The following is a 10,909-nucleotide window of genomic DNA, read 5'->3' as shown; positions in this document are numbered from 1 at the left end:
ACTTTCATATGAGAGGTAGTGTTATGAAAACAAGGATTTTTTTTATATTCATTTGCCTTTTATTATTTCCTCTTCAAGCCATTGCCCAAGAACTTCCATTAGTCACAGGAATTGAAATCAAAGGACTTAAAAGGATCGAAGAGGCAGCTGTAAAGAATAAGATATCTTTGAAGCTTGGTGAGGTTATTTCTCAGGAAAAAATCTCTGAGGACATCAAGGCTATTTACAACATGGGTTATTTTGAGGATGTCAAGGCTGATATACAACCATTTGAAGGCGGAGTAAAAGTTATCTATACAGTCAAAGAAAAGCCAACAATTGTAAGCGTTAGTTTTGAGGGAAACAAAGAGTATGATGAGGAGAAATTAAAGGAAGTTGTAACAATCACAGCAGGTTCCATTGCTGATGTAACTCTTATAAACGATAATTCACTTAGACTGAAAGCCTTTTATGAGTCAGAGGGATATTATTTTGCCAAAATTGTTCCTGTTTTAAAGAAAAAGACTGAAGATGAAGTTGACCTTATTTTTGTTATTGAAGAGAATCAGAGGGTGAAAATTAAAGAAATTAAATTTGAGGGTAATAAGGCAATTTCAAGCAGGAAAATTAAAAAAGTGATGGCTACTTCTGAGAGAAAGTTTTACTCATTCATTACAGGAAGCGGTTTTTATAAAAAGTATGAGATGCTTCAGGATTTGGAAAAGATAAAGGACTTTTACCATGACAATGGATATCTGAAAGTCTCAATAGGTGAACCAAAAATAGATTTTTCAGCAGATAAAAAATGGATGACAATAACTATTCCGATTTCTGAAGGACCTCAATTTAAAGTCAGCTCTGTAAAGGTTGAAGGAATAAGAGATAAAAAGGAAGAAGAGGAAGTAAAGGGGCTGATAAAATTAAAGTCTGGTGAAGTATTCAGTAAAAAGAACATGAGAAATGATGTTGAAAAAATAACCTTATATTATGCTGATAGAGGTTATGCCCTTGCCTCTGTTGCTCCAGATGTTATTCCAAATGAAGAGAAGTTAACGGTTGATGTAATTTACAATATAAAGCCCGGTGATAAGTACACAATTGGCAGGGTTAATATTTCAGGAAATGTCAAAACTGTTGATAAGGTAATTAGAAGAGAAGTAAGAGTGGATGAGGGTGATGAGTATTCAGCGTCAAAGATAAAGAAAAGCAAAACAAGACTTGAGGACCTTCAATATTTTGAGACAGTTGATATAAATCAGAAACCAGATGCTGACCAGAAAATCGTTGACCTTGATGTTACAGTAAAAGAAAAACCTACTGGAATGCTTACAATAGGTGGTGGTTATAGCTCCATAGACAATTTAATAGGTATGGTTGATATTACGCAAACTAACCTATTTGGAAGAGGATACTCTTTAACATTAAGAGGAGAGCTGGGAGGCAGAAGTTCTTACTATACAATTGCATTCAGAGACCCGTGGTTCCTTGACAAACCACTTATATTTGGATTCAATCTTTATAGGCATAAAAGAGAATATGTAAATTATACTAAAACAAGTACAGGAGCAGGAATAACCTTTGGTAAAAGATATGGTGAGGATTGGTCAGCTTCAGTAACATATGAGATAGAAAAATCCCATGTGACTGATTTGGATGAAGATGCAGACACATTGCTTAAAGATATGGAGGGCAGATTAACAACAAGCTCGATAACATTTCAGATTGTAAATGATACAAGGGATAGTTTCATTGATCCTTCAACTGGAAGAAGACATTCTTTAAGTGTGACAGTTGCAGGATTGGGTGGAAATACAGGATTTTGGAAGAGTTTGCTTGATTTGGGTTGGTATTTTCCTATTTTTGAAGAGTCAACTTTACATATAAGAGGCAGACTTGGTATGTCAGATACACTATTTGGCAAAAAATATCCTCTGTATGAGAGATTTTATGTTGGTGGACTTGATACAATAAGAGGATTGGGATATGGAGAAGCAGGTCCAAAGGACAGCAAGAATGAGCCAATTGGTGCAAAGAGGGCTTTAATTTTTAATATTGAATATCTGTTTCCAATAGTGACTGAGCTTAAGCTGAAGGGTTTAATATTTACTGATATTGGGCGAGGATACAACGAAGGAGATAAGTTTAGTTCAAATATAAAATATACAGCAGGCTTTGGATTTAGATGGTTTTCACCAATGGGACCACTAAAAATTGACTATGGAATAAATCTAAACAGAAAACCCGGAGAATCAAAATCCAAAATAGAGTTTGGCTTTGGTTCATTTTTCTAAAATATCAAAACAATAGGGAGGATTAGATGAAAAAGTTTTTAGCAGTTGCATTAAGTATTGTGTTTGTTTTTTCATTTGTTTCAATAGCAAAGGCAGAGTTAAAGGTGGGCGTTGTTGACCTTTACAGGGTTCTCAATGAGTCAGAAGAAGGGAAAAAGGCTGTCAATGAACTTCAAAGCATGTTGGATGCAAGACAAAAGACTTTAGAGGACAAACAGAAAAAAATCCAGACTCTGAAAGAAGAGTATGATAAGAAAAAAGCAGTGCTTAGTGAGGATGCAAGGAAATCAAAGGAAGATGAAATTGACAGACTTGCAAGGGAACTTCAAAGAACTGCAGCTGATTATCAGGTAGAGCTTCAGAAAAAGCAAAATGAAATTACTCAAAGCCTACTTAAGGAAATAAGACAGATTATTAATGAATTTGCTCAAAAGGAAGGTTATAACTTGATTATAGAAAAAGCCGAGCCTCTTGTCATTTATGTAACCCCAGATGTTGAGATAACGGATAAAATAATAAATCTGTTCAATCAGAAAACATCAGCTTCAAAAGGAAAGAAATGAGGCTTTCAGAAATATCAAAAATTTTTAATGCTACAATTATTGGAGACCCAAATCTTGAAATTACTGGAGTTAAAGGAATTGATGATGCTCAAATTGGAGATATAACATACATTGAGTCAAAAAAAACCATTGAAAAATTGAAAAATGGCAATGCCTCAGCAGTTATTACAAAAGACATAATTGATGATTATGAGGGTAGCCAGCTTTTAGTTGATAATCCTAAGTTTGTTTTTGCACAGCTTTTAAAAATTTTTTATACTAAGCCCCATACATTTAAGGGAATTAGCAGTGAGGCATATATTTCAAAAACTGCTAAATTAGGCAAGAATGTCATCATATATCCTTTTGCCTTTATTGATGAAGAAGTTGAAATAGGAGATAATACAGTTGTCTATCCATTTACATTTATTGGACGGGAAAGCAGGGTAGGGCAAGAATGCATTTTATACTCCAATGTTACAATTAGAGAAAGGGTTCAAATAGGTAATCGTGTGATTATTCATTCAGGTGCGGTAATTGGCTCAGACGGCTTTGGATATATTTTTTATGAGGGCAGACATGAGAAGATACCTCAAGTTGGCACTGTAATAATTGAAGACGATGTTGAAATCGGTGCAGGTACAACCATAGACAGGGCTACAACAGGAAGCACAGTTATTGGTGCGGGAACAAAGATTGATAATCTTGTTCAGATTGCTCACAATGTAAAGATAGGTAAAAACTGTATCATTGTAGCCCAAGTTGGAATTGCAGGAAGTTCAAAGATTGGGGATGGATGTATTTTGGCTGGGCAAGTTGGTGTGGCTGATCATGCTGAAATAGAAGCTGGAACTATAATAACAGCCCAATCTGGAGTTATGTCCGGAAAGATAGAACGGGGAGTATATAGTGGTTCTCCTATAATGAATCATAGGGAATATTATAAGGTTTATGCATTGTTTCAAAAGCTTCCAGAGATGCGTAAAAAAATAAGAGAGCTTGAAGAAAAAATAAAGAAAATGGAGGGAGGAAAATGATTGATATCAAAGAAATAATGAGCATACTTCCCCATCGTTATCCATTTCTTTTGGTAGACAGGGTAATAGAATTTGTACCCAATGAAAAGGTTATCGGTATAAAAAATGTTACTATCAATGAACCATTTTTTCAAGGACATTTTCCCAATAATCCTGTAATGCCTGGAGTTTTAATTGTAGAAGCAATGGCACAGGTAGCAGGAATTCTTGCATTCAAATCAGGAGTGCAAGGCAGTGGAGTACTCTTTATGAGTATTGAAAAAGTAAAATTTCGTAAACCTATTGTTCCGGGGGATCAAATAGTTTTTGAAGTTAATGTTTTACATATAAGAGGGAATGTATGGAAATTTGCAGGATTTGCAAAGGTTGATGGTAAAATTGCCACAGAGGCAGAATTTACAGCAATGGTTACAAAATGAGGTGGATAAATGTCAAATATACATAAATCAGCAATAGTTAGTCCAAAGGCAGAAATAGGAGATGATGTAATCATAGGACCTTACTGCATAGTTGGTGATAATGTAAAAATAGGCAAAGGCAGTAAGCTTATAAGTCATGTTCAAATTGAAGGTATTACAGAAATTGGAGAAAACTGTCAGATTTTTCCATTTGCAACAATAGGTTTCCCTCCTCAGGATTTGAAATACAAGGGAGAGCCAACTGGTGTAAAAATTGGAAATAACAACATTATAAGAGAATATGTCACAGTTCACAGAGCTTCAGTATCTGGTGATGGCTGGACTGTTATCGGAGACAATAATTTCATAATGGCATATGTTCATATTGCCCATGATTGCAAGATAGGAAATTCAGTAATAATGGCAAATCTTGCCACCCTTGCAGGTCATGTAATTGTGGAGGATTATGTTTTCATTGGCGGGCTTGTTGCAGTACATCAATTCACAAGAATAGGCGCTCACGCAATGGTTGGAGGCTTTAGTGGAATAGGACAGGACATTCCTCCTTACACAATGGCTTCCGGGACGAGAGCTAAGCTTTACGGGCTTAATAAAGTCGGACTTAAAAGAAGAGGTTTTAGCGACGAGACAATAGACATTCTTAATAAAGCTTACAGGATACTTTTTAGAAGCAAGCTTTCGCTGAAGGAGGCTATTGAAAAAATTAAAGAAGATTTACCCCAGATTCCTGAAATAAAGCATCTAATAGAGTTTATAGAGGCAAACAAAAGAGGTATATGCAGATAGGAATTATCGCTGCACAGGGCAAACTTCCTTTAATTATTTCAAAGGAACTAAAAAAAAGAGGATATCGTGTGATCACTGTTGGGCTGAAAGACCTTGCTAATGAGGAGCTTAAGGAAACGAGTGATGTATTTGAATTTATCAATATTGGACAAGTAGGGAAGGTCCTTGAATTTTTAAAAAAAAACAAAGTAAGCCAATTACTTCTTACTGGTAAAGTTCCCAAAAAAATTATCTTTGAAACGGAAAAAATCAAACCGGATATGCGAGCATTAAAAATGCTTTTTTCCGCAAAATTAAAAGGTGATAACGAACTGCTCAAGATTGTAGAAAAGGAACTTAAAAAGGAAGGCATAAAGGTCGTAGACATCGGAGCGTTCTGCCCAGAACTTTTAACGCCTGAAGGAGTGCTCACAAAAAGAAAGCCTTCAGGAGCAGAATGGCAAGACATAGAGTACGGCTTTAAGATAGCTAAAAAAATTGGAGAGCTTGACATCGGACAAACTGTGATTGTAAAAGATAAATCTGTAATCAGTGTTGAAGGAATTGAAGGGACAGACGAGACAATTCTTAGAGCTGGAAAATTTGTTGAAGATTTCGTGGTAGTAAAAACAAGCAAACCTCAGCAAAATATGAAGCTTGACCCTCCTGTTGCTGGAATGGATACAATATTAGTTATGATAGAATCAAAGGCTTCAGTTTTGGCATTGGAGGCTGGAAAAACAATTCTTGTAGACAGGGATGATGTAGTTAAAAAAGCTAATGAATTTGATATTTCAATAGTAGGTGTTAGAAAAAGTTGAACCTTTTTACATGCATAAATGACGCTTTAAAGACTGTCCACAAAAATTATCAGCTTATTTTTATTCACTTTTTATTTCTGTTTTTCTCCTTTTTCGGCTTGTTCTTAATGTTAGGAGTTCCATTGGGAATATTTTTTGTTGTTTTTAGTGTTGACCTTACAGATATATTAAAAGGTAGCTTCCTTGAAATTTTAATATCATCAGTATCGCTTCTTAAGAAATTTTTTATTTTCGCAATTATCATTCTTCTGAGTTTGATTCTTTATATTTTATCTCTAATTGCTTTTTGGATATATATTTTTGCTGGTACATTGGGAATTATGAATGCCTATCTGCAGGAAGGGAGTATATTTAGTCTGAAAGATTTTTCTAAATATGGGAGAAAATTTTTCTGGAAAGTGGGACTATTCAGCTTGTTTTCTGGTTTAGTTTTCTTGCTTTGTGCATCCCTGTTGGTTATGTTAGGGGAGCTAAATTCTTACTTTATACAAATAATTGAACAATACAGTCATGCTTTTTCTACCTTTATTAATGTTTTCATTTATCTGGTTATTTTAACAGCGAGTATCTTATCTTTTCTTGTCTGGATTACTTACACTCTTTTTGGATTATTTGGATTTTTTGTAAAAGATTTTTCTTTAAAGGAAGCTATTGTAGAGACTAAAAGATTCATTGTTGCCTATCCACAATCAATCGGAAGAGCAGGACTACTTTTTGTCATTTATATTCTTACAGGTGGTTTTCTTTTGTCATTGGGCTCTTTATTCGCAATTTTGCCTCACATAGGGACTGCATTGGCAGCTGTATATCAATTTTTTGTCCAATTTGCCCAAATTTATATAAGCCTTGTTGTTCTGGCTGCATTTATGTCTTATTACATTCGTTTAAACAAAGATATTTCATCTCAACAAGTTCCTGAGCAAGAGCAAATTCTTCAGAAGACAGAGGCTCAACCACAGGAACAAAACCTTCCGCCCTCAGAGCCTGTTTGATATTTTCTTGAAATCTTTCTACTGTAAAACGGGGATAATTAATTAAACAACAATGAGAATCTTAGAGCTCTACTCAACCTCGCGATGACAGAAAGTATGAACGATGAGGCTCAAAATGAAAGGATGGGTCAATAAAGGAAGAGTTGTAGAGAAAAATTTCTTGATTAATCTTTATCATTTTTTTTATGATTTAAAATTATTCACATTTCTTTGGAGGGGTCTATGGAGAAGAGTATTGAACAGTATTACGAGGAGATTAGAAACTTTAAAATTGATGTGCCAGAGAAATTTTCATTCCCATTGGATGTCTTTGACAAATGGGGAGACAGGACTGCCCTTATTTGGACTAATGGTGAAGAGGTAAAAAAGTTTTCCTTTCAGGATTTGACTTCTCTTTCCAGTAAATTGGCAGGTGGGCTGAAAAAACTCGGCATACAAAAGGGTGACAGGATTTTAGTATTACTGCCAAATGTTCCTCAGTGGTGGGTGATAATTCTTGGTATCATGAGAATTAATGCTGTTGCAATTCCCGGAACAACTCTTTTGACAGCAAAGGATATTGAATATAGATTAAAGGCAGCGGATATTAAGGCAGTTTTCTCTAACTCTGAGAATGCAGATAAAATTGAAGAGGCTGTAAATAAATACGGCAAAGATGTCATTTTGATTAATATAGATAAAAAAGAAGGATGGAAAAGCTACGATGAGCTTATTCAGAGCGAAGCATTCATAGGAGAAAGAACATTTTCAGATGATCCTGCATTTATCTTTTTCACCTCAGGCACTACAGGACTTCCAAAAATGGTGCTTCACACACAGGTCAGTTATCCACTTGCACATGTGATAACTGGTAAGTTCTGGCTTGACCTTAAGCCGGGTGATGTTCACTGGAATATCTCTGACACTGGATGGGCAAAGGCTGCATGGTCAAGCTTTTTTGGACCTTGGAACATGGGAGCTACTGTTTTCACTTTTCATAGAAAAGGCAAATTCTCTCCTGCATTTATCGTTGAGACTTTGAAAAAATTTGAAGTGACTACCCTCTGTGCTCCTCCAACAGCCTATAGAATGATAGTAAAGGAAATCCCAACAAGTGAATTAAAATTCAAAACAGTGAGACATTTTGTTGCTGCAGGTGAGCCACTTAATCCCGAAATTATCAATATCTGGAAAGAGGCAACTGGAGAATACATATACAATGGTTACGGACAGACCGAAACCGTCAATACCCTTGCTATGCTTAAGGGAATTCCTATGAAAGCAGGAGCAACAGGATTACCTACACCTGGGTTTGAAATTGACATTATTGATGATGAGGGAAATCCTGTTCCACCAGAAACAGAGGGGAATATTGCCATAAAGATAAATCCTGTCAGACCTGTTGGACTTTTCAAAGAATACATAGGAGACAAACTTGAAATGGCTGCAGCATTCAGGGGGGAATGGTATTACACAAGAGACAGGGGATACAAAGACAAGGACGGTTATTTCTGGTTTGTAGGTAGAGAAGATGATGTTATAATTAGCGCAGGTTACCGTATTGGTCCTTTTGAAGTTGAAATCGCACTTATAAAGCATCCTGCAGTAAAAGAAGCAGCAGTTGTTGCAAGTCCCGATGAGGTAAGAGGAGAGGTTGTAAAAGCCTTTATTGTTCTTACGCAGGAATATGAGCCATCAGAGGAACTAATAAAAGAGCTTCAGCACTTTGTTAAAAAGGAGACCGCTCCTTATAAATATCCAAGAAAAATAGACTTTGTAGATGAACTTCCAAAAACAATAAGTGGTAAAATAAAAAGAAAAGAGCTTAAACTTAAGGAGTTTGGTAAGCTATAAAAATGTCATACATAGCTGTCATAGGAGCAGGAAGCTGGGGTACAACCATTGCTTTCCTGCTTTCCAAAAAAGGATTTGACGTTACCCTCTGGGCAAGGGAGTCTGAATTAGCTGAAGCAATAAACTCAAAGAGGGAGAATTTTCTTTATCTGCCAAATATTAAGCTTCCTGAAAATCTTCATTGCACAAATTTTGTTACCGATGCAATAAAAAAGGCAAGATTTATTGTTAATGTTGTGCCAACTCAACATATAAGAGCTGTATTTAGTCAAATAGCTGGGCAACTTAATGGAGAAGCAATTCTTGTAAGTGCCTCAAAGGGAATTGAAAAAAGCACTTTAAAGACACCCTCTATGATTCTTGAAGAGATATTGGGAAAGAAAGCTTATGTGCTTTCAGGTCCGAGCTTTGCAATTGAGGTTGCACAGGAAAAACCAACAGCAGTTACAATTTCAGGACCAGAAAGAAAAGAAAGGCTTTTGTTACAGGAAATTTTTAACACTTCCTACTTCAGGGTTTATGAACATGATGACCCATTGGGAGCAGAGATTGGTGGTGCAGTCAAAAATGTTATTGCCATTGCAGCAGGAATATGCGATGCACTGCAACTTGGAAACAATGCAAGGGCAGCTCTCATAACAAGGGGATTGCATGAGATTATGAGACTTGGTAAGAAAATGGGGGCAAAGGAGATAACATTTTCAGGATTAAGCGGATTGGGAGACCTTTTTTTGACCTGCACATCAACGCTTTCAAGAAATTATACTGTTGGCTACAGACTTGGCAGTGGAGAGACTATGCAGGAAATTTCTGCAAGTATGCGGTCAGTGGCTGAAGGCGTTGAGACCTGTGTTTCTGCCATGCAACTTTCACAGAAACTCAATGTTGAAATGCCTATCTCATCAGAGATTTATAAGGTCATATACGAAGGAAAGTCTCCTCAAGATGCAGCATCTGACCTTATGAATAGAGCTTTAAAGCCTGAATTTTATTGATTTTTTGAGAAAAACCCACTTTTTTACTCAATTCTTAAATATCATTGACAGAGCATCGAATCAATCTCAGAGACTGCTTCGCCCCAGATTGTCACGCTATCGCTCGCAATAGGGGGGCTCGCAGTGACTTCTCTTTCCGTCATCACGAGGCTTGCGAAGCAAGTCGAAGTGATTTCTCTGTTGTTTGGGAGATAGAAAGACGAGATTGCTTCGCTCGCAATGACGATGAGGGGCAGTGACGAAAAAGGTGTCATCGCGAGCCAGACCGCATATTTTTTATCCGTCATTGCGAGCCTGCCGACAGGCAGGCGAAGCAATCTCATAAAAAGAAAGTACAGCCTCAGAAATAAAATCTCTCGCTATGTCCATATATCTAACATACGATGACACGAAATTTAAGTTCAAATAACCTCATCTTAAATATCAAAAACTACTCGGGCTGAAAACTTGCCATCCTTTTTCTCTATCTTGAGGTCGTGATAAGTTGCTGCTTTTAAAAGAAGCTTGCCCTCGTGTTTGTCTGGATTAAAGTATTCGCCTTCAATTTTTGCCTTCAAAGTGAAATCATGGATAGTGACATCTATCTCTCTACCAAGAAATCCATAAGCGTCAAACAAAAAGATAATTTCATTCAAAAAGCTTACAAGAAGCTCCTCAATGGAGTCTGCTTTTATTTCAATGGCTTTGGTCTCAATTGCTTCAATTGTGCTTGGTTCTGTAATCAAGCTATATAAACCTTTGCCAGCATTTATGAATAGTTCTTCAATGCTGTCTCCTGTGATTCTTAACCCCACATCACCTGCAATATCAATTAATTCGTAAGTCATGACAGTTTATTGATTGCATCTTGAATAAACTCTCTGACCTGCTCGTCTTCTTCTTGTGAAAGAGCCTCTTCAAGCGCTTTTTTTGTAGAGGGGTCAGCAATTATTTCAAGTGCATAGGCTGCATCTCCTCTGATATTCTTCTCCTTTGCCTTTAGCAATATATTCAGAATTAAAGGCACTATATCTTTGAGCCTATCAGGATATTTCTCTTTAAGAGATTCAATTATTGCGAGGGCTCCAACCCTTATACGAATTCTTTCATCCTGAAGCATTTTTGGAATAAGACGCATTTCATTTGGTTCGTGTTCAAAAAAGGTAATTATATTTTCCAGATAGCCATTGTCAAGATAATCAAAAAGCATATTTTCAAAGCCTTCTCCAGTCCAATTTCCATTGTTTCCGTTCATA

The 10,909-nt window shown here is 36.4% G+C and carries 11 protein-coding genes; 9 read left to right on the top strand and 2 right to left on the bottom strand.

Annotation, left to right across the window (positions count from 1 at the left end):
• Positions 1-23 precede the first annotated feature (23 nt).
• The 9 genes from bamA (at position 24) to ACYQ3P_RS03150 (ending at position 9,674) form a co-directional block, all read left to right on the top strand.
• Complete coding sequence (gene bamA, locus ACYQ3P_RS03190; protein WP_460176506.1) at positions 24-2,270, top strand: outer membrane protein assembly factor BamA; 2,247 nt, start codon at positions 24-26, stop codon at positions 2,268-2,270.
• A 26-nt stretch (positions 2,271-2,296) separates the two neighbouring features.
• On the top strand, positions 2,297-2,833 hold the full coding sequence (locus ACYQ3P_RS03185) for an OmpH/Skp family outer membrane protein (protein WP_460176505.1): 537 nt from the start codon (positions 2,297-2,299) through the stop codon (positions 2,831-2,833).
• Positions 2,830-3,849 carry a UDP-3-O-(3-hydroxymyristoyl)glucosamine N-acyltransferase gene (lpxD, locus tag ACYQ3P_RS03180; protein WP_460176504.1) on the top strand — a complete coding sequence of 340 codons (1,020 nt, stop codon included), beginning with the start codon at positions 2,830-2,832 and terminating at the stop codon, positions 3,847-3,849. Before ACYQ3P_RS03185 ends, lpxD begins: the two co-directional genes overlap by 4 nt.
• On the top strand, positions 3,846-4,268 hold the full coding sequence (fabZ, locus tag ACYQ3P_RS03175; RefSeq protein ID WP_460176503.1) for a 3-hydroxyacyl-ACP dehydratase FabZ: 423 nt from the start codon (positions 3,846-3,848) through the stop codon (positions 4,266-4,268). The genes lpxD and fabZ overlap by 4 nt, the downstream gene beginning before the upstream one ends.
• Positions 4,269-4,277: 9 nt before the next feature.
• Positions 4,278-5,054 (top strand): acyl-ACP--UDP-N-acetylglucosamine O-acyltransferase, encoded by a 777-nt coding sequence (gene lpxA / locus ACYQ3P_RS03170; protein WP_460176502.1) that lies wholly within the window; start codon positions 4,278-4,280, stop codon positions 5,052-5,054.
• On the top strand, positions 5,045-5,854 hold the full coding sequence (locus tag ACYQ3P_RS03165) for an LpxI family protein (protein WP_460176501.1): 810 nt from the start codon (positions 5,045-5,047) through the stop codon (positions 5,852-5,854). The genes lpxA and ACYQ3P_RS03165 overlap by 10 nt, the downstream gene beginning before the upstream one ends.
• A gap of 107 nt (positions 5,855-5,961) precedes the next feature.
• Positions 5,962-6,846, top strand: a complete 885-nt coding sequence (locus ACYQ3P_RS03160) for a hypothetical protein (protein ID WP_460176500.1) — start codon at positions 5,962-5,964, stop codon at positions 6,844-6,846.
• A 222-nt stretch (positions 6,847-7,068) separates the two neighbouring features.
• Positions 7,069-8,679: an acyl--CoA ligase gene (locus ACYQ3P_RS03155; protein WP_460176499.1), complete on the top strand. Its 1,611-nt coding sequence runs from the start codon at positions 7,069-7,071 to the stop codon at positions 8,677-8,679.
• Between the two features lie 2 nt (positions 8,680-8,681).
• Positions 8,682-9,674 carry an NAD(P)H-dependent glycerol-3-phosphate dehydrogenase gene (locus ACYQ3P_RS03150; protein WP_460176498.1) on the top strand — a complete coding sequence of 331 codons (993 nt, stop codon included), beginning with the start codon at positions 8,682-8,684 and terminating at the stop codon, positions 9,672-9,674.
• Positions 9,675-10,090: 416 nt separating this feature from the next.
• Here ACYQ3P_RS03150 and ACYQ3P_RS03145 read toward each other — a convergent pair whose 3' ends face one another.
• Together ACYQ3P_RS03145 and ACYQ3P_RS03140 are read right to left on the bottom strand one after the other, a co-directional pair.
• Positions 10,091-10,501 (bottom strand): archease, encoded by a 411-nt coding sequence (locus tag ACYQ3P_RS03145; RefSeq protein WP_460176497.1) that lies wholly within the window; start codon positions 10,499-10,501, stop codon positions 10,091-10,093.
• A complete protein-coding gene (locus tag ACYQ3P_RS03140; protein ID WP_460176496.1) occupies positions 10,498-10,908 on the bottom strand; it encodes a HEAT repeat domain-containing protein in 411 nt (136 codons plus the stop codon). The genes ACYQ3P_RS03145 and ACYQ3P_RS03140 overlap by 4 nt, the downstream gene beginning before the upstream one ends.
• Between the last annotated feature and the right edge of the window lies 1 nt (position 10,909).

It is taken from the genome of Thermodesulfovibrio hydrogeniphilus, from assembly GCF_054657355.1.
The sequence above is the reverse complement of the archived record's forward strand: the minus strand, read 5'-3'. Positions and strand labels throughout refer to the sequence as shown.

What these genes read in the sequence shown, in the direction of transcription:
- ACYQ3P_RS03185 (WP_460176505.1), top strand. Translation starts at nt 2,297, where the DNA reads ATGAAAAAGTTTTTAGCAGTTGCATTAAGTATTGTGTTTGTTTTTTCA.
- ACYQ3P_RS03165 (WP_460176501.1), top strand. Translation starts at nt 5,045, where the DNA reads ATGCAGATAGGAATTATCGCTGCACAGGGCAAACTTCCTTTAATTATT.
- ACYQ3P_RS03145 (WP_460176497.1), bottom strand. Translation starts at nt 10,501, where the DNA reads ATGACTTACGAATTAATTGATATTGCAGGTGATGTGGGGTTAAGAATC.
- ACYQ3P_RS03160 (WP_460176500.1), top strand. Translation starts at nt 5,962, where the DNA reads ATGTTAGGAGTTCCATTGGGAATATTTTTTGTTGTTTTTAGTGTTGAC.
- ACYQ3P_RS03140 (WP_460176496.1), bottom strand. Translation starts at nt 10,908, where the DNA reads ATGAACGGAAACAATGGAAATTGGACTGGAGAAGGCTTTGAAAATATG.
- lpxD (WP_460176504.1), top strand. Translation starts at nt 2,830, where the DNA reads ATGAGGCTTTCAGAAATATCAAAAATTTTTAATGCTACAATTATTGGA.
- lpxA (WP_460176502.1), top strand. Translation starts at nt 4,278, where the DNA reads ATGTCAAATATACATAAATCAGCAATAGTTAGTCCAAAGGCAGAAATA.
- ACYQ3P_RS03155 (WP_460176499.1), top strand. Translation starts at nt 7,069, where the DNA reads ATGGAGAAGAGTATTGAACAGTATTACGAGGAGATTAGAAACTTTAAA.
- bamA (WP_460176506.1), top strand. Translation starts at nt 24, where the DNA reads ATGAAAACAAGGATTTTTTTTATATTCATTTGCCTTTTATTATTTCCT.
- ACYQ3P_RS03150 (WP_460176498.1), top strand. Translation starts at nt 8,682, where the DNA reads ATGTCATACATAGCTGTCATAGGAGCAGGAAGCTGGGGTACAACCATT.
- fabZ (WP_460176503.1), top strand. Translation starts at nt 3,846, where the DNA reads ATGATTGATATCAAAGAAATAATGAGCATACTTCCCCATCGTTATCCA.